A 17,155-nucleotide genomic window follows, 5' to 3' on the forward strand; every position below is an offset into this window, starting at 1 on the left:
CAGCGTAAATAGCATCAGGTTTACCCGGCACCAGAATGATCATCTTTTTGGCCGGGTAATTCCCTAATGAAACAGATCTAATGCATCACGAAACAAATTGGGGTTACAGCGCTTTTCAAGCAAGCGGTTCAGGAGCTCCAGCAATTCATGCTCACTGCTCAGGTTAAACTTATGCATAACCGCATACTTATGGGCATAGATCGTCTTTGGTGTAAGCATCATCTCCCTGGCTATGTTTTTGACGGATTCCCCCTTGAAAAGACCGGCCATAATATTGAGCTCACGCTGTGATAACGTTTTATGCTTACAGCTTAAACAGGCTTTTGAGAGGACAGGGATAACGGGCGCACTGTATGCACTCCAGGCCTGGCGCAATACCCTCTTCAACAGATAGAGTGACGCTGAGCGCGACACAAAAAAGGTCTGCTGAATGCAGAACGGTAAAAACGATGACGATGGCTCTTCCGCTTCGGTAATACCAATTATGACGCATTTACGCGCACATTTTAATTCCGGGAAACAGGTATAATGTTCGCCCTTGCTGAACGCATAAACGATTATTTCCGCCCGAGCAATATTCTCCACATCATAGCCATTGAGAAAATTGACTTTTTTTGTATATTCATTGTTAAAAAAATCTTCAACAAATGACCTGAGGCTATGGTGATATAAAGAATCATCTTCTTTAATTAAAACATTTATCATTTATCAGACCGAGACATAATCGATACTCAACTTTTTTTCAGGCCAAAGAAATCCCTGCATTAAATTGCATCCAGTATTCTGAGCCAAAGAAAACAGTTCGTTATTTTCGATGCCTTCAATAAGCACCTGATCTACCATCATAGCGCAGTAGGCTATCATTGATTGTAAGGCCCGGGGAGTCAATCTGTTTTCCCACAAGCTCTTTTTATCTACTTTAACACCATCAAATATGCAAATACGTTCACCCAGCGGCGCTAAATGCTCACTTCTAACATCATCCAACCATATCTTTGCACCTGTTTTTTTTATTCTCTGATGCATTATATCAAAACTCTCTCGCTCTTCATTTGTTAGCAAAATAAAATTGCACGGATCTTGTACCTCAATAACGATACCAGAACGCAGGCTGGGCAATATTTCACTGACCAATTCTGATTGGCATAATAATCTTGCGGGGACGTTAATAAAATAGTCACCATCCTCTTCACACAGAGGAATTATACGCAACTGCCAGCGCAGCAAACGAGAGCTTGCACTTAAAGACATCTTTTCAAAAAACGTTTCGCAATCAATTCCCTGACGTAAGGTACTTAGCATCTCCCAAGCCTTTATCTTCTTTTCCTGTGAAGAATAGATAGGCTGGAACCGAACACCGCATATAGCATGCTCAAGCAAGGAATTAATCAACATGGATGTCTCAAACTTATTATTTTAAAAAGATATTTCAGCCGTTACTGATAGGTAAAATCAACGTTCATTACTGACTGGAAAGTTCCAGCAGTGGAATTTCCCTGCGGCGTAAACATTCTCGCTGACAGGGGAAATGTCGAGCTGCGCGTACTGTTATCGACGTTGACCTGCATTGTGCTGTTTACGCTATATGTTGTCGCATGATCCCTGCTGGCGATACGTAATGCAACATTGTTGCTGGTTCCGCTGTTTTTCCATGCCGTGGGATCTTGCGTATCTGCATTACCGGTAAATTTGGCCGTTACGCTGCTGGTGCCTGTGGGACAATTTTGCACCAGCAGATCAAAGTCAGACCAGACGCCACCGTCACCGGCATTGATGAGATTTTGCTTTGTATCTTCCCCCAGATTGACCACTTTAGAAACGGTGCCCGTGTCAACGACACACGGGCTGGCAATGACCTGGCCAGTAACAATGATAGTGGTATCAGCGCAGGTAATTAAAGGGGCTGAACTCAGGAGGAAGGCAAATAAAAAGAGTTTATTATTCATATGATCTAGTCTTTATTGATAACTCATTGTAATAACTATCGCCGTATTAATTGAACCAGGCGTTGTATTACCATGAAGAGAATATGCGCCAACTTTAAACGCCATCGATGCTGTACGGTCACTCTGGACAGTTTTAAAGACTGTAGTGCCAGGACCTAAATAATCACCAGTTACGCCATCATACAAAACAACAGAGGCATTCCCTGCCGTACCTGAATTCTCATAAAGGTTAGGTGAGTCGTGGGATGCAAGACCACCAATATCTGCTCTGACAGTACTTGTGCCTGTTGGGCAGTTTGTGACTGTCAATGTAAACGGCACTGCAGTAGATGATGAGCCAGGAGCTGCGAGTGCTGTTGCCTGAATATTACCTAAATCAACATAAAGGCTGTTTGCTCCTCCGTTGACAATACAGGGTGACGCCACGATATTACCAGTCACGTTAATATTTACCGCATCTGCTGAATAAGACAAAATCGGTATCATTGCGGACAAGCTCAGGACTAAACATTTAATATTCACATTTATCCCCTTATTGATAGGTAATGTTCAACGTTGCTGTTGCATTTGCTGTTCCGGGTAAAACAGCTGATTTAGTCTGATAATAACGTGCCACGATTGGGAATGACTCCAACCCACCCCCAGATTGCTTAAGGAAAACAGTATTATTAAGATTGAGAGGTGTACCTCCATATAATATTTGCACCCCGACACCTTGCGCTACTCCCGGCCCCCCTTGACCCGATAAGGCTAAAACACTTGTATTGACCACATCAGGATTTTGCTGTCCACTCAAAGAAATATTGATATTTGCTCCAGGATTGCACGTTAGTCCGAGAGTCTGGGTAACCTGAGCATTGGCTGGCGTAGTACCTACTGTTGAACCAAAGCTTGTCGCGGGGATATTACCTATTGGGAAACTCAGCGATCCCGAAGAAGTACTACAAGCAAGTGTTGTAATGCTCCCTCCAGTAATATTCCATGTCGCGATGAAAAATTGGTTCGAAATAGATACGTTAGCAATTTGTCCACTGCGAAGTGCACCGGATACAGCGGGAGCGGTTGTCCTTACCAACTCAACTTTATACATATAAGACGCACTATAGCTGCCAATAGTGAACGACATTGGAAAGTAGTGGTGGAAACCGCCGCCTGTATCATTTTCTGAAACACGCACACCATAGCCACTCACGCCTATATCATAGAGGCTGTTCCCCAGAGAACTACCGCTCATCGCTTCCTGGTAAGTATTCGCAGAATCAGTACATGAGTAATTCACATTGTAAATACCCGATTGTGCAGCAATAACCGTTCCCGGCGCCACATCGCGCTGCGCAGTAATGTTACTAAAATTTAAATTAAAGTTTTGCGCAGAGATATTGTTTGTGCAGCCAGCAAAGCTTTCTACGGATATTAACGTCAAAATCAACAGCAAAAAAATTTTAAGCAGATTCATTTTGTTTCCTATCGACAAACAGTACTGACAACAGCAATGTTATTTTTAACATCGGAAGGTTTTAAAACGTATGAGGCTTTACACTGCTTATCACTACCCTCACCCCATTGCGCGATAAGGTCGACATTCTCGCCTAAGCCTGTGAGATAAACCTGCCCATTATCGCCGACAATAAAGCCGCTATTTTTAATACCCCCCACGCTGACAATCGCCCCAAAGGGAATGGGCTGTCCGTTACCGCGCAATAACGTAAACAATGCACGCTGACCAACGTTGGCAGTATATTCAGCGCGAACAATAGCTCCGCGAGTCGGCACAACGGTCCGGGTCGTGAGATCCAGTTCTACATCATCGGACATACTTTCTGGGTCGATTACGATATCGTTTTTACGGTAGACGTTGACGTTATTTACCGTTGTATATCCCCGATAGTCCGTTTTCGCGCCCGTTTGGTTTCGCACCGTCAGACCTTTCGCCCCAGGCACTTTAATCAGGACGTTCGTTTCACCCAGCGGTTGCGATAACGTCACGCCATCAGCATGCGCGATGACGCCACCCTGAATACCATAGTTCAGACGCTCATTATTCTGGTCGTAGCTGTACCCTGCCGTCACCTCACCATAGGTACCCTTGTAATCACCGTTTACGTTGCCGCTGTATCCGACATTATCGCTGCCATAGCCCTGCTGAACGTTCCAGTTCAGGGCATTGTTTTCCAGAGCGGTGCCGTTGATGCCAACCGTATGGGTCGTTCCGCTATTTTTACTGTTATTGACGCTGTAGTTTGCCCACGTCTGCGGCAGGAATTTATCCAGCGGCACGCTGATGTTAAATGCCACCATCCGATCTTTGTCATAGCTCGTAGGGTTACCGTAGGTACCAGGCGTCCCGTTACGCGTTGAGGTATACGTCAAACCGTAGCTGATGCCGTTCCAGAAATTGTTATACCCCAGACTCCAGGACTCCATCGCTCGCCCGGAGTTCCAGTAATCTTCGCGAACGGCGCTCACCATGATCGAGCCTAATGAACCGCCCAGAGACTGGTTCATCGTCAGCTCCATACGGTTACGACGTCTGTTTTGCATCACACCGTTATCGCCATATGAATCAAGCACTTCCTGCATACCGTAAAAGCCTTTGGTCGAATAGCGGTAGCCTGCAATAGCAAAGTTAGTGCCGGTGTCGACAAAGTTCTTACTGTAGCGTGCTCGCCAGGACTGTCCGCTATCGCTCGGCAGATTTTGTGGAGTGGACCATGCCTGAATGACGTCGACAGAAACTGCGCCGAGATCTCCCATGTTCTTACCCATACCGGCAGCGATCGACTGGTAGTGACTCGACGTTTGACCACCGCCGTACGCCGTTAAGCCATACGGTAAGCCATAGATGCCCGTTATTTGCGCAAACGGTGTCTTGTCTACGCTACCGTTATAGGAACGATATTGCCCACCCGTGACGGCGTACTTGAATCGCCCTTCTCGCTGCAGTACGGGCAGTGACGCAAAGGGAACGGTAAATTGCTGAATGCTACCGTCAGCCTCTTTTATTGTGACCTGCAGATCGCCTGCTCCCCCTGTCGGATACATATCCGTGATCTCGAAGGCGCCAGGCGCAACGTAGGTCTGGTAAATCTCATACCCATTCTGACGGACAATGACCTGCGCATTGGTACGCGCGATACCGCGCACGACGGGTGCGTACCCTTTGAGGGAGTCAGGCTGCATGTCATCATCGGAGGCCAGCTGCGCACCGCGGAACGGCATACTGTCAAAGACATCGGCAGGCGCAGTGCTGTCCCCGAGGGTCATCTGCGCTTTTAACGGAACGATCGCGCGCTGGGCGTAGGTATAAACGCTGTCCCATTTGTCCTTGCCATCTTCATCCCGTGACCAGGTCGTGTAATTGCGCAGACGCCATGGCCCAATGTTGATTCCCGGACGCAAATTAGCGTACTGCGTGTTGCTGGTATCACTGCTCCCGTTGCGCGAGCGGTTGTTAGCGCCACTCAGGCTGTAGTTGAGCAGTGCAGCCGTGATTCCGTCATCCCACTGTTCTGGTGGAACGTATCCGCGGGCCTGACGAGAAATCGCCGCCTGTGGAATGCTGATGAGCAGACGCTGTGCGCCAAACTGGAATTCAGTGGATCCGGAAGGTATCGCGTGCAGGTTTGCACAACGTTCGTTGTCCACCGCCAGCGCCGGGAAAAGCTCGGTTTTTACGCCCCACTCTTTAAGCTGCTCCACGGTCAGACAAGGTTCTAATTTCCCCTCATCATTGGGAGCACCAGAGGTTTTGAATTCGATATCGCGCGTATCAACAAGTTCGTTATCCAGCATCACATCGACGTGATAAGTTCCCGGCGCCTGCGAGCCCGCTTCAAACGCAGCGAGATCGGCTTTACCTCCATTTTGCGGATTATCGAGCTCAACCAGGTCCGGGTTGAAGTAATCACGCGCCATGGCATTCTGCATTGAGCCAGCAAGGGCAAATGCAATCAGTAAAGCCAATCGCGCAGGTTTAAAATTATTATATTCCCTTACTATCATCATTCACGTCACCTTGGAAACGACATTCCAAAACCAATTATTTTCACAAGCTTGCGCTTTGCACGTCACTCACCGCTCCATAATCATTAATGACTTTATAATTAACAGAGGTTGAGTTAGCGCCAGCAGGTAGCGTGAAATTCATTGATTCCCCAGGAAGTACATACGAAACATTTTCAATTTTTTTACCGCCCAGACTGATTTCATTAAAGTTAATGACATAGCTGGTTGGGTTGGTAACCTGAAGTTGATTACCATTTCGACGCCAGGTTAACTGATGACTCAACTCCTGCGGCTGCTGAGACTTTAAGCCTGCAGGACGGTATATCAGCTTAATGCGCGTTTTAATCGCTATTTGCAGCGTATTATCTTTTTTGGGCGCTGACGGTATCGCTTTAATATTCAGCCAGTAGAGACTTTCCTTATCCTGCGGCAAGTTGCCAGTCACCACAACACGCTCAATGTTTTGCTGACCGCCATCGAGTCGATACAACGGAGGGGTAATAATAAAAGGAGCTTTCTCAGCGCCACCATTTAATGTCTCAACCCATGACTGAATAAGGTACGGCGTCTTATCCGGGTTGTTAACATCAATGGAAGCTTCTTTTTTATTGCCATCATAGACGACACGCGTTCCGCCAATAATAACACCCGCATTGGCGGCGGACACGCTTGCTGAAATCACTGCGCAGGCAATTAAAGTTTTGCTAAGAAAATTCATTTTACACCTCGATAAAAAAGGGCCGTATACCGGCCCTCATATATTTTTCCGGTCAGGAAGATTACTGGTAGCTAACGGAGAAGTTAGCTACACCGTTTGCTGGACCTACGCCAACAGTTGCTGACGTTGCTTCGTACTGAGCAAAGAAGTCCAGCGTGTTTGGTACAGTTTCAGCCAGGCTGTAAACGTGGGAGTTAACGCCCGCCAGCGGCAGGTCCTGGCTGTCAGCCGTCATCAGGTTAATAGCAACGCCCGTTGCGCCACCGGTTACAGCCAGCAGGTTGGAGTTTGCTGGGTCCGCAGAACCGTCAAACTTGATGGTTGCGCCTGTTACGGTTGCCGGGCAGTTGGTCAGCACGATTGAGAATTTAGTCGCAGCGGTTTTATCGCCAGCAGCGGTAAATTCAGATTTGCTGTAACGGCCCAGATCAACGGTCTGGTTTACCGAACCCGCGTCAACGGTGCACGCTGCGTCGATGATTTCACCGGTGAAATTAACGGTACCAGCAGAAGCGAATGCATTAGACATGGTCAGAGCAGCAGTCGCAGCGAAAGCAGCAGCAATAATATTCTTTTTCATGATTTAATTTCCTTAATAACTTTATAAATTACCGAAATTTAGGCAGCAACATCCAGATGGATTTAGGCCATTTATTTTTTGCGCCAGACATCTCATTTCCAACGTGCAGTAAGCAGAACGCAAAGATATTTATTCGATAACTTTGTTTTCACCCTCTCACTTGCTGAAGCGAAATTTACAGAAGTTTAATTTTTTCGACAATTGGTTTTTAGCCCAACAGTAGACTTTAATCTTAACTATTCTTTAACACGTAAAACTTGTTTAATTGGTCTATTTCAAATTATTAAATATTTGTTAATGGCCGAGTCCATTATGAAATCAACCTATTATTTATTTATACTCCCCTCGGATAGATAATCTCTGACGCATCTTTTGACAAACATAAAGAGCGTCTGGAGGGATTAATATGAATACTAAAATGTCAACGGGAGAAATCACTGAGGTTACTCCTGCACATGCATTTAAGCCCGTTGATGATATCAATAAAATTATTGAACAAATCGCTCCCTTTGCCACGCGTTTTAATGCGAATAAAGGCGAAGTCCTGCGCTATCATTCCGGTAAAAAAAGAACCTGTTACATACTTCATCAAGGTGGTGTCACGCTGAACCGACGAGGGGATGGTATGGTGCTTAACTCTGAACAAGCGACTTTCATTATGGGTATCAGTAATCAGTTCTCACAGACCGAAAACCTGTACGTCAGAGTGAATGAAAATGCTGTGATGAGCCGCCTTTCTCTGGAACGTTTCAATCTGCTGATCGAGAGTTTTGGACTGTGGGAGAGTTTGTGCAAATTAGTGATTTACACCGCTTCTCGCGTTTACGAGCACTGCACATTGATATCACAGATGTCCTCATATGAAATAATCCGGTTCCAGTTGCTTGAACTGATGAACGAATCGGAGCGTATCCGCAGCAATATTACCGCAGCAAATTACATCCAAAGCAGAACGTATCTTTCTCGTAGCGGCATAATGCGGATCCTTGCAGAACTTCGGGATACCGGATGCGTTGAACTTAAACGCGGTATTTTGATTTCTATCAATCACTTACCTTTGAAATACTGAACAAAACGGGCGCTTAGGGAGACTCGGCAGGATCCACGCTATACTGAATCCCATGACTACTGGAAGGTTTGACGGACAGGCGCGCGTATGCTCGATGACTTCTCCACAAAATGGGTATGTGATCCTTTATCAGCGACAACATTGCTGATCGATTATCTTCAACATGGTTCAGATTTGAAAAAAGTGCTTCCACGCCGTCGATTAAATTTTGTGGTTGGCAATGATCGTCTCTGTTATGTATTGCTCAAAGGACGTGTCATGATACACCGTAGCAACCACGATTTAGCGATGGCTACGGTTCAAGGGCCCGCGGTGATCGGCCTCAGCAATTTGTATCAGACCCAGATGCGCGGCTATATCAAGACATTCAATAACTGTGACATCGTCATCCTTAAAATGGATTTTGTTAATGAGACGGTTAAGCGTCATAACCTTTGGGAGCCTTTGGCATATCATCTGATGAGCCTGGCAGGTAAGCTCTTTCACAGTTATGAAGATTTAACGGGCCCTTCCGCTTATGATATTGTCATCGCCCAACTTTATGCGCTCTCAAACGAAGAACCCTCGTTCAGGCTCAGTGTTACTGCTGAAAGTTATATCAGAGATAAAACCCACCTGTCCCGGAGTGGCGTGATGCGTATACTGTCGGCATTAAAAGAAGGGGGCTATATTGACATGCAAAGAGGTGTGTTACTTGATATTATTAAGTTGCCTGAAAAATTTTGATAGAGCATTGCCAGGTTATACATAATCGTTTTCCAGGAAATCGCGAAGCTGGTTGGGTTGGCTCTTTTTCTCCATCAACCTTCTCAGCAATACGATCAGCTCGTAATCGGTGCGCAGATTAAATTTTTGCATCATCATATATTTATGGGTAAAGACCGTTTTCTCGCTCATCTCCAGCGCGTGCGCGATCTGCACAACCGACAGCCCTCTGTAAAAATTCACCATAATGCGAATTTGTTGCCGGGATAAACCTTTATGCTGGCAGTCGAAACAGTTCCTTTTAGTCCACTTGTAACCCGGTAGTTGCGTCCTGAACCACGCGATAAACAGTTCACCACTGATACGATCAAGCGATGCACGGCGAGAGAGAAAAATGATGTCCTGAAAGCAGGAGGGCGACGCTGAAAATCGCAGCTCATCGTCGACGAAGCCTATCACAATCCCTTTTTTCCGGGCCAGTAACTCGGGAAAACAGGTCAGTGTTTCACCCTGACACAATGACAGAACAATAATATCGGCCTGACTGACGTTTTCATGGGTCAGGTCAAGATTAAAGGTGATGGCGCGATTAAAGTTTTGCTTAAAAAAATTCTCTAAAAAGTTCTGTAGCCCAGCCTGAAAAAACAGATCCGTTTCCTGAATCAGAATATTTAACATAGTTCATACCAACGTCTTTAAGAGATACGTATCACTGTCATTTAGTTGTACTGCATAGTCATCACAACAACGGCACTGATACTTCCGGGCGTAACACCGCCTGGAGCGGTTTTGACCCAGGCCTGCATGGGCATCGTGGCAGTGCTGTCTGCCGCAATAGCCTTTGTGATACTGGAGCCCGTCCCTTTAAGCGAGCCGGTCGCGGCGTCACTCATGGCGACGGCAACGCCAGTGGCCGTTCCGCTGTTCATGTAGTAGTCCGCGCCTGCTGCGGGATCCGGGTTACCTGCGAACGTCACCGTGACGCTGCGGGTTCCCAGCGGACAGCTTGTAAAGAGCAGATTGAACGCAACCGGATCGGACGTGGATCCTGGCGTCGCCATATTGGAAGCCTGAATATTGCCGAGGTTAATATCCAGATTCGTATTCCCGCCATTAAATATGCAGGGCGATGCCACGATATTCCCCGTTACGCCGATATTGACCGCATCGCCGGAAAACACCTTCCAGCTCAACAGGGCAAGCAGGAGCGTTTTTTTGTGCGCTATTTTCATCTTCTCACCTGCTACTGGTAGGTTATATTAAGCGTGGCCGAGGCGTTGGCCGTTCCCGACTGAATGGTCCCCAGCGTTTGATAATAACGGGCCGTTAACGGGAGCGTTTCGACTCCACCCGCGGACTGTTTTAATAGCAGGCGACTGTTCATGGCCAGCGGCGTACCGTTATAGATGAGCTGAACGCCCACCCCTTTTGCCGTTCCTGAATTACCCTGCCCCGTCAGGGCCATCACGCTGGTATTGCCGCTATCCGGATTTTGAATGCCGCTCAACGTGACGTTTATATTGGTCCCGGCGCTGCAGTTTAATCCGAGGTTCTGCGTATTTTGCGCGCCTGCCGGCGACGTTCCCACACCGCCAGTAAAGGAAGAGGCGGGTATATTTCCAATGGCGAAGGTTAATTGTGGCGTATTAATCGTACACGCCAGGGCATTGATCGTGCCGCTGGTCAACTGCGTTGTCAGGCCATCGCGATAAATAGCGTCGCTGCCCTGAAGGGTTACCACGCCGATGACGCCGGGCGTGAGCGCCCCGGATGAAACCGGCCCGGTCACCACCAGTTCAATTTTTCCGCCATACCAGTCGACGTAGGAGGTTTGCGCGTTGTATGAGAAGGTATTGCTCGGGTTATCAAAATAGTTGTTCGATGAAAATCGAATCCCAATCCCGCTGACGTTGGTATTGTAAACATGATTCCCATAGGTGCTGAGCGTGGCGCCGTTATACCGCATGCTAAAACCCAGCATTAATGGATTGCTGCAGCCGGTCAGATAGGACCCCGTATTTGACGCCGCACCGGAGAATATCACCGTTCCCACAGGCGCATCGCGCTGCACGTTGAGGGTGCCCACCGACAGCGAAGACGTTTGCGGCACGATCGTCGTGCACGTCCCGGCCCAGGCACCATTCCAGCCCGCCAATAAACAGAGCAACAGCAAAAATTTCATCGTTTTCATCTTAATGTTCCCGACGACAAAGGGCATTAACGAGGGTGACGCCACCATAGGTGGCCTGTTTCGGCAGCGTGAAATCCGCGCGACACTGCTGGCCGGACTGATTTCCCCACGCCACGATCAGCGTCCCCTGCTCGCTCATGCCGGTTAAATAGACTTGTCCGCGATCGCCGACGATAAAACTACTGTGACCGTCTCCGGCGAGCGTCACCATCGCCCCAAATGGAACGAATCGACCGTCGTCCATCAGGGTCATCAGCACCTTGCGCCCCACTTTAGAGAGATAATCTGCCCTGACCACCGCGCCTCGCGTTGGCGTGACCGTGCGCGTATTGATCTCCAGTTCCACGTCGTCAGACATATTTTCCGGATCGAGCGTGAGGTCGTTTTTGCGGTACACGGAGAGGTTGCTCACCACCGTATAGCCCCGGTAGTCCGTTCGCATACCGGACTGGTTTCGAATATCCACCCCGTGGGCGCCAGGTGCCTTAATCAGGGCATTGGTTTCCCCCAGCGGCTGGGAAAAGGTGATGCCGTCCGCGTGGGCCAGGATGCCCCCCTGCAGGCCGTAGTTCAGACGCTCGCTGTTCCTGTCGTAGCCATAGCCCGCCGTCACTTCGCCGTAGGTCCCTTTGTAATCCCCGTTCATGTTGCCGGTATATCCCACGCCGTCCGTGCCGTAGCCCTGCTGCACGTTCCAGTTAAGGGCGTTGTTTTCCAGGGCCACGCCGTTCATGCCCAGGCTGTGCGTAGTGCCGTTATTCTTGCTGGCGTTCATGCCATAGTTCGCCCACGTCTGCGGGAGGAATTTCTCCAGCGGCACGCTGACGTTAAACGCCAGAAGCTGGTCGTGGTCGTACGTTTTACTGCTCCCGGTGCCATAAGAGGCTGCGCTGGCGTTTTTGCTGTATGTCCAGGTCACGCCATAGCTGATGTTATGCCAGTAGTTGTTATACCCGACGCTCCAGGACGCCATTGATTTGCCCGAATTCCAGTAGTCTTCCCGCGCGGCGCTGAGGGTCAGGGACCCCAAATCCCCGCCCAGCGTCTGGCTCATGGTCAATTCGGCGCGGTTACGCCGCCTGTCCTGCAGCGCGGTACTGTCTCCCCAGGAGTCCAGCACTTCCTGCATTCCGTAGTAGCCGCTGGTCGAATAGCGATACCCCGCAATCGAAAAGTTTGTTCCGGTATCAATAAAGTTTTTGCTGTACCGCGCGCGCCAGGACTGGCCGCTGGTTTTGGCCGTGTTATCCGGCGTAGACCAGGCCTGGGTTACGTCGGTGGAGATCGCACCAAAATCCCCCATGTTTTTACCCACCCCAACGGCGAGCGACCGGTACTTGCCCGATCCCTGCACGCCGCCGTATAGCGTCAGACCCTGCGGGAGACCATAAATACCGGTCAGTTGCCCGAAAGGCGTCTTTTCCACGCTGTTGTTATAGGCGCGATACTGGCCGCCCGTGATGGCATACTTCAGACGCCCTTCGCGCTGCAGCACCGGCAGAGAGGCGTAAGGCAAGGTGAAATGCTGTTCGCTTCCATCCGCTTCTTTGATTGTCACATCCAGATCCCCGGCACCGCCCGTCGGGTACATGTCTGTTATCTCGAACGCCCCAGGGGCGACGTAGCTCTGGTAGATCTGATAGCCATTCTGGCGCACCACCACTTGCGCATTCGTGCGCGCAATACCGCGAACCACGGGCGCGTAGCCTTTCAGGGAATCCGGCAGCATGTCATCGTCGGACGACAGCTGGCCGCCGCGAAAAGGGATACTGTCAAATACGTCAGCCGGGGAAGAGCTGTCGCCGAGCGTCAGCTGCGCTTTCAGGGGAATAACGGCCCGCTGCGCATAGGTGTAAACGGTGTCCCATTTATCCTGACCCGACGCATCCCGGGACCAGGTGGTGTAGTTGCGCAGGCGCCAGGGCCCAATGTTGATCCCCGGACGCAGGTTGGCATACTGGCTGTCCGTTCTGCTAGCCCCTCCGGTCTTCGCCCAGGAGTTGGCCCCGCTCAGGCTGTAATTGAGCATGGCGGCATTGATGCCCTCGTCCCACATTTCTGGTGGCACATAGCCACGCGCCGGTATATCAATAGCCGCCTGCGGAATACTGATAACCAGACGCTGCGCGTTGAACTGGAAATCCGTCGAGGCCAGTGGAATAGCCTTAAGATCGGCACAGTCGCTTTTCTCTGAGACCAGCTGTGGAAAGAGCGCTGTCTTAACGCCCCACTGTTTTAATTGTTCAATGCTCAGGCATGGCTGTAATACGTCATTTCCATCAGGCGTTTTTGCTGCGGCGAAGGTAATATCCCGGGTCTCCATGAGCTGATCGTCAAGAATAATATCAACATGGTACGTCCCCGGTGCCTGAGAGCCTGATTCAAATGCGGATAAATCGGCTTTCCCCATCCCTGGGTTGTCCAGCTCGACCAGTTCGGTATTAAACGTTTCGCTGGCATAAAGCGTGGGAGAAGACCCCGTCATTGCCAGGGCGATGAGTGTCGCCAGGCGTCGAGGACGTACTTTATATTGCTGTATTTTCATTGCTGATAACCTGAGTAATGCGGGTATTACCGTTTGTCAAAATCACAAACTGGCTTGATGCAACGCGCCGGGGCTTCCATAATCGTTGATAACTTTAAACGTCAACGTATTTCCGCTGGTTCCATGAGATAACGGGAACCGGGCCGACGCGCCAGGTAATACATACGAAACATCATCCAGCCTTTTTCCGCCCACAGATATTTCATTAAAATTGATGACATAAGGTGTCGGATTCGTAACCTGAATTTCATTCCCGTTGCGTTGCCACGTTAATTTTCCGGCCTGATCTTCAGGCGTTGACGCGTGAAGATTAGCCGGGCGATAAATCAACTTGATACGCGTTTTCACCGCAATTTGCAGTGCGTTAGCCTGTTTCGTTGCAGAAGGAATGGCTTTTATATTGAGCCAGAATAAACTTTCTTGTTCCTGAGAGAGCGAACCTGTCATAACAATGCGTTCGATATTTTTCTGGCCGCCATCCAGTCGATAAAGCGGAGGCGTAATGATAAAAGGCGCTTTATCTGTTTTTCCCTCCGGCGCATCAATCCACGATTGAATTAAAAAGGGCGCACTATCGGCATTGTCCACGCTAATGGTTGCTTCTTTTTTTGCACCGTCGAAAATAACGCGGGTGCCGCCAATAATGACCCCGGCATTGGCGATTGAAAATGTCAGCGGTAACGCTGCTGCGGCCAGACCGATTGTTGTGATAAAACGCATTGAATACCTCATAAAACAAAGGGGCCGGGTGGCCCCATACTGATTACTGCAAAAGACTTAGTTATAAATCACAGAGAAGTTAGCAACCGAGTTAGCCGGGCCCGCGGTCACTGATGCCGCAGTCGAAATATACTGGGCATAGAAGTTGAGCGTATTATCAGCGGTGCTGCTCAGCGCATAGGTATAGCTGTTGCTACCATGCAGCGGCAGATCGGCCTTATCCCCCGTCATCAGGTTGATGGCCACGCCCGTTGCTGCTCCCACAACGGAGGAATCAATCGCCAGCAGGCTTGCGTTGGTTAAATCTGGCGTGCCGTCAAAACGCACCTTCGCGGAGGTAATGGTCACCGGGCAGTTTTTCAGTACGATATTGAACTGCGTCGCTGCGGTTCGGGAACCCGTTGTCGGGAATTCCGTTTTGTAATAATCGCCGAGGACCACAACCTGATTCTGGGATGCCACATCCACATCGCAGGCATTATCCAAAATATTACCGTTAAAATTAACCGTACCTGCCGCCGCGAAAGCCTGAGTCATTGTCAATGCAGAGCCTGCCGCAAACATGGCAACAATAATTTTCTTTTTCATAAAGCCATTTCCTGTATTACTTTATTTATTACTGATATTCAGGCAAAACAGACGTTCCTCATTCTGCCATTCTTTTTTAGAGGCCATCAGAAACAAAATATCACTCTCATCGTGTCGAGCGTTTCAGATGGGTGTTTCTGTCGACGAGTCAAAATTTATACAACTCTTTTGTGCGAGACAATCCATTTTCAGGTCTAGCTGTAGACTGGGGTTTAACAAAAAATAAACATTTGAATCGTTCACTTTATCGCCAGTCTACTTTTAGACTTTCACCGTTTAACGATAAAATTCATAACGTTAAGATGCTCAACCCTTCCGGTCTATTATTAGACTTCCGAGTATTATTCCCTGCTTCGCTGCTTTTTAAGATAATTCTCCACGCTGATTGAATAACGATCGCATCTGTTGAAGTGAGGTATATTATGAACACGCGAATTGCAGCCGTATTAGACAATGAGAAATCGTCAGTGTTGGGATTAAAACCCCTAAGGCACATTGAGCGTTTAATTGATAATGTCCTTCCTGGCGCAGAGAAAATCATTCTTTCGAAAAGCGAAGTCGTACAATATTACCGAAATGACGAACGCCAATGTTTTATGCTGTTACACGGCAGCGTGGCGCTGCACCGCCGCGGCGACGGCATTGTGTTAAATTCAGAATCAGCGCCTTTTATACTGGGTGTCAGCAGTCAGTTTTCATCGGAACATCTTTACGTCAGGGCCCTGGAGACATCCGAATTAGCAAGCGTACCGCTGGAAACGTTTAACAACGTGGTTGCACAGCACGATCTCTGGGAACACTTTTCTAAATTGCTGATCTACACGGCATCGCGGGTGTACGAGCACTGCGCGCAAATATCACAGATGTCCGCCTACGATATCATCCGCTTTCAGCTGGTTGAATTAATGCAGGAGCCTGAGGCAATTCGACAAAACATCACCGCAGCGGCTTACATTAAAAGCCGTACCTACCTTTCCCGCAGCGGAATTATGCGGATTCTGGCAGAACTGCGTACGGGGAAATACATCACCATGGACCGTGGCGTGCTGATAGAAGTTAACCATTTACCCCGGAAGTACTGAAAGCACAATAATATCTGGAGATAGCGCGAGAGAAGAGCGAAACTATAAGCATAAGATTATCTTCCAGGTTTACGGCTATGTCCTCTACAGATAAATCGTCTCGCGGCTCCCCTTACGCCCAGGAACTGATCGCGCATCTGGAGCCTTATTGCACCGTGCGTCGAACGGGCCGCGGTGAACGACTTAACCTTGAGGTGAACGGTCAGGGGCTCTGTTATTTAATCCTGGAGGGGACGATTGCCATATACCGCAGCAGCGATAGCATGATGCTTTCTACCGCCCGCAGCCCTGCCCTGTTTGGTCTTGCTAACCTGACGGACATCTATTTCAATGATTACCTCGTCACGGTGAGCCCTTGCCTGATTGGCAGTATCCCTACTGAACAGGTGGCTGACATTATCAAAGAAAAAGGGCTATGGGGCCTGCTCTCGAAACAACTGATGTTTGTCTATAGCCGGCTTTATAACAACGTGATGCCGCAGGGCGCACCGACGGCGTATGAGATGATTCGCCAGCAGCTCATAAAGCTGATGGAGGAAGATGAAAGTTATCGCAGCAGCGTAACGGCGGAAAGGTATATTCGGGAGAAAACCCAGCTCTCCCGCAGCGGCGTAATGCGCATTCTGGCGGATTTAAAAACCGGCGGATTTATCGAAATGGAAGAAGGCAGGCTTATTAAAATCAACAAGCTCCCCGCTAAATACTGAATGTCAGACACAAAAAAGGCCGCACTCGCGGCCTGTTCAACAACACTCACTCAATGGACGTGAACGCCCAACCGCCAGGCAAAGTAGATCTCTTCTTTCAGTTCATTCGAAGAGAGCGCCAGCAGATCCGTGAACTCCAGTTCAAGCTGTTTCAGCTTTTTCAGGTACTGCGCCGGAGACAGGTTGCTCTTATCGCGACGTAAATATTCAATTGCCAGCTGTGTTGGGGTTATTTCAGTATCCATGATGTCCTCGCTTATGTACAAATCCTGACCAGTATATCACAACACGCTGGCTAG

At 48.8% G+C, this 17,155-nt stretch carries 19 protein-coding genes; 4 read left to right on the forward strand and 15 right to left on the reverse strand.

Annotated features, from left to right (window positions below; genetic code table 11):
- Positions 1-63: 63 nt before the first annotated feature.
- From ACTJI7_RS02505 to ACTJI7_RS02540, 8 genes are all read right to left on the reverse strand, one after another.
- Complete coding sequence (locus tag ACTJI7_RS02505; protein ID WP_063153876.1) at positions 64-705, reverse strand: LuxR C-terminal-related transcriptional regulator; 642 nt, start codon at positions 703-705, stop codon at positions 64-66.
- Positions 706-708: 3 nt separating this feature from the next.
- Complete coding sequence (locus tag ACTJI7_RS02510) at positions 709-1,395, reverse strand: EAL domain-containing protein (RefSeq protein ID WP_063153875.1); 687 nt, start codon at positions 1,393-1,395, stop codon at positions 709-711.
- 41 nt (positions 1,396-1,436) lie between these two features.
- Complete coding sequence (locus tag ACTJI7_RS02515; protein WP_047368379.1) at positions 1,437-1,946, reverse strand: fimbrial protein; 510 nt, start codon at positions 1,944-1,946, stop codon at positions 1,437-1,439.
- Positions 1,947-1,958: 12 nt separating this feature from the next.
- Entirely contained in the window at positions 1,959-2,468 is a 510-nt protein-coding gene (locus ACTJI7_RS02520) for a fimbrial protein (protein ID WP_126326128.1), read from the reverse strand.
- Between the two features lie 10 nt (positions 2,469-2,478).
- A complete protein-coding gene (locus ACTJI7_RS02525) occupies positions 2,479-3,402 on the reverse strand; it encodes a fimbrial protein (RefSeq protein WP_074147899.1) in 924 nt (307 codons plus the stop codon).
- Between the two features lie 8 nt (positions 3,403-3,410).
- Positions 3,411-5,951, reverse strand: coding sequence for a fimbria/pilus outer membrane usher protein (locus ACTJI7_RS02530; RefSeq protein ID WP_063153874.1), 2,541 nt, complete (start codon positions 5,949-5,951; stop codon positions 3,411-3,413).
- A gap of 40 nt (positions 5,952-5,991) precedes the next feature.
- Positions 5,992-6,669 (reverse strand): fimbrial biogenesis chaperone, encoded by a 678-nt coding sequence (locus ACTJI7_RS02535; protein WP_028012853.1) that lies wholly within the window; start codon positions 6,667-6,669, stop codon positions 5,992-5,994.
- 61 nt (positions 6,670-6,730) lie between these two features.
- Entirely contained in the window at positions 6,731-7,249 is a 519-nt protein-coding gene (locus ACTJI7_RS02540) for a fimbrial protein (protein WP_100170423.1), read from the reverse strand.
- Between the two features lie 406 nt (positions 7,250-7,655).
- Here ACTJI7_RS02540 and ACTJI7_RS02545 point away from each other — a divergent pair, with 406 nt between their 5' ends.
- Both ACTJI7_RS02545 and ACTJI7_RS02550 read left to right on the forward strand, forming a co-directional pair.
- On the forward strand, positions 7,656-8,318 hold the full coding sequence (locus ACTJI7_RS02545; RefSeq protein ID WP_047368376.1) for a winged helix-turn-helix transcriptional regulator: 663 nt from the start codon (positions 7,656-7,658) through the stop codon (positions 8,316-8,318).
- Positions 8,319-8,405: 87 nt separating this feature from the next.
- Positions 8,406-9,044, forward strand: a complete 639-nt coding sequence (locus ACTJI7_RS02550; RefSeq protein WP_192978975.1) for a helix-turn-helix domain-containing protein — start codon at positions 8,406-8,408, stop codon at positions 9,042-9,044.
- Between the two features lie 15 nt (positions 9,045-9,059).
- Here the strand turns inward: ACTJI7_RS02550 and ACTJI7_RS02555 are convergent, their stop codons facing one another.
- Genes ACTJI7_RS02555 through ACTJI7_RS02580 form a run of 6 tightly spaced genes read right to left on the reverse strand, consistent with a single transcriptional unit; the run spans position 9,060 to position 15,067 of the window.
- Positions 9,060-9,701, reverse strand: coding sequence for a helix-turn-helix transcriptional regulator (locus tag ACTJI7_RS02555; protein ID WP_048960398.1), 642 nt, complete (start codon positions 9,699-9,701; stop codon positions 9,060-9,062).
- A 41-nt stretch (positions 9,702-9,742) separates the two neighbouring features.
- Positions 9,743-10,255, reverse strand: a complete 513-nt coding sequence (locus ACTJI7_RS02560) for a fimbrial protein (protein WP_192978974.1) — start codon at positions 10,253-10,255, stop codon at positions 9,743-9,745.
- An 11-nt stretch (positions 10,256-10,266) separates the two neighbouring features.
- Positions 10,267-11,214 carry a fimbrial protein gene (locus tag ACTJI7_RS02565; protein WP_192978973.1) on the reverse strand — a complete coding sequence of 316 codons (948 nt, stop codon included), beginning with the start codon at positions 11,212-11,214 and terminating at the stop codon, positions 10,267-10,269.
- Between the two features lies 1 nt (position 11,215).
- Positions 11,216-13,759 carry a fimbria/pilus outer membrane usher protein gene (locus tag ACTJI7_RS02570; RefSeq protein WP_440669635.1) on the reverse strand — a complete coding sequence of 848 codons (2,544 nt, stop codon included), beginning with the start codon at positions 13,757-13,759 and terminating at the stop codon, positions 11,216-11,218.
- 42 nt (positions 13,760-13,801) lie between these two features.
- Entirely contained in the window at positions 13,802-14,479 is a 678-nt protein-coding gene (locus ACTJI7_RS02575; RefSeq protein ID WP_048960405.1) for a fimbrial biogenesis chaperone, read from the reverse strand.
- A gap of 57 nt (positions 14,480-14,536) precedes the next feature.
- Positions 14,537-15,067, reverse strand: a complete 531-nt coding sequence (locus tag ACTJI7_RS02580; protein WP_192978971.1) for a fimbrial protein — start codon at positions 15,065-15,067, stop codon at positions 14,537-14,539.
- Positions 15,068-15,489: 422 nt separating this feature from the next.
- Between ACTJI7_RS02580 and ACTJI7_RS02585 the strand changes: the two genes are divergently transcribed.
- Positions 15,490-16,149, forward strand: coding sequence for a winged helix-turn-helix transcriptional regulator (locus ACTJI7_RS02585; RefSeq protein ID WP_063942603.1), 660 nt, complete (start codon positions 15,490-15,492; stop codon positions 16,147-16,149).
- A 77-nt stretch (positions 16,150-16,226) separates the two neighbouring features.
- Positions 16,227-16,856, forward strand: coding sequence for a helix-turn-helix domain-containing protein (locus ACTJI7_RS02590; protein WP_150143549.1), 630 nt, complete (start codon positions 16,227-16,229; stop codon positions 16,854-16,856).
- Positions 16,857-16,906: 50 nt separating this feature from the next.
- On the opposite strand, the gene ACTJI7_RS02595 is transcribed toward ACTJI7_RS02590, so the two are convergent.
- Positions 16,907-17,101: a YdiH family protein gene (locus ACTJI7_RS02595; RefSeq protein ID WP_003857766.1), complete on the reverse strand. Its 195-nt coding sequence runs from the start codon at positions 17,099-17,101 to the stop codon at positions 16,907-16,909.
- Positions 17,102-17,155 lie beyond the last annotated feature (54 nt).

Origin of the sequence: Enterobacter sp. 22499 (assembly GCF_052044815.1) — a bacterium.
GTDB classification, from domain to species: domain Bacteria; phylum Pseudomonadota; class Gammaproteobacteria; order Enterobacterales; family Enterobacteriaceae; genus Enterobacter; species Enterobacter bugandensis.

What these genes read in the sequence shown, in the direction of transcription:
- ACTJI7_RS02560 (WP_192978974.1), bottom strand. Translation starts at nt 10,255, where the DNA reads ATGAAAATAGCGCACAAAAAAACGCTCCTGCTTGCCCTGTTGAGCTGG.
- ACTJI7_RS02525 (WP_074147899.1), bottom strand. Translation starts at nt 3,402, where the DNA reads ATGAATCTGCTTAAAATTTTTTTGCTGTTGATTTTGACGTTAATATCC.
- ACTJI7_RS02540 (WP_100170423.1), bottom strand. Translation starts at nt 7,249, where the DNA reads ATGAAAAAGAATATTATTGCTGCTGCTTTCGCTGCGACTGCTGCTCTG.
- ACTJI7_RS02590 (WP_150143549.1), top strand. Translation starts at nt 16,227, where the DNA reads ATGTCCTCTACAGATAAATCGTCTCGCGGCTCCCCTTACGCCCAGGAA.
- ACTJI7_RS02595 (WP_003857766.1), bottom strand. Translation starts at nt 17,101, where the DNA reads ATGGATACTGAAATAACCCCAACACAGCTGGCAATTGAATATTTACGT.
- ACTJI7_RS02530 (WP_063153874.1), bottom strand. Translation starts at nt 5,951, where the DNA reads ATGATGATAGTAAGGGAATATAATAATTTTAAACCTGCGCGATTGGCT.
- ACTJI7_RS02580 (WP_192978971.1), bottom strand. Translation starts at nt 15,067, where the DNA reads ATGAAAAAGAAAATTATTGTTGCCATGTTTGCGGCAGGCTCTGCATTG.
- ACTJI7_RS02510 (WP_063153875.1), bottom strand. Translation starts at nt 1,395, where the DNA reads ATGTTGATTAATTCCTTGCTTGAGCATGCTATATGCGGTGTTCGGTTC.
- ACTJI7_RS02585 (WP_063942603.1), top strand. Translation starts at nt 15,490, where the DNA reads ATGAACACGCGAATTGCAGCCGTATTAGACAATGAGAAATCGTCAGTG.
- ACTJI7_RS02535 (WP_028012853.1), bottom strand. Translation starts at nt 6,669, where the DNA reads ATGAATTTTCTTAGCAAAACTTTAATTGCCTGCGCAGTGATTTCAGCA.
- ACTJI7_RS02570 (WP_440669635.1), bottom strand. Translation starts at nt 13,759, where the DNA reads ATGAAAATACAGCAATATAAAGTACGTCCTCGACGCCTGGCGACACTC.
- ACTJI7_RS02545 (WP_047368376.1), top strand. Translation starts at nt 7,656, where the DNA reads ATGAATACTAAAATGTCAACGGGAGAAATCACTGAGGTTACTCCTGCA.
- ACTJI7_RS02565 (WP_192978973.1), bottom strand. Translation starts at nt 11,214, where the DNA reads ATGAAAACGATGAAATTTTTGCTGTTGCTCTGTTTATTGGCGGGCTGG.
- ACTJI7_RS02575 (WP_048960405.1), bottom strand. Translation starts at nt 14,479, where the DNA reads ATGCGTTTTATCACAACAATCGGTCTGGCCGCAGCAGCGTTACCGCTG.
- ACTJI7_RS02550 (WP_192978975.1), top strand. Translation starts at nt 8,406, where the DNA reads ATGCTCGATGACTTCTCCACAAAATGGGTATGTGATCCTTTATCAGCG.
- ACTJI7_RS02515 (WP_047368379.1), bottom strand. Translation starts at nt 1,946, where the DNA reads ATGAATAATAAACTCTTTTTATTTGCCTTCCTCCTGAGTTCAGCCCCT.
- ACTJI7_RS02555 (WP_048960398.1), bottom strand. Translation starts at nt 9,701, where the DNA reads ATGTTAAATATTCTGATTCAGGAAACGGATCTGTTTTTTCAGGCTGGG.
- ACTJI7_RS02505 (WP_063153876.1), bottom strand. Translation starts at nt 705, where the DNA reads ATGATAAATGTTTTAATTAAAGAAGATGATTCTTTATATCACCATAGC.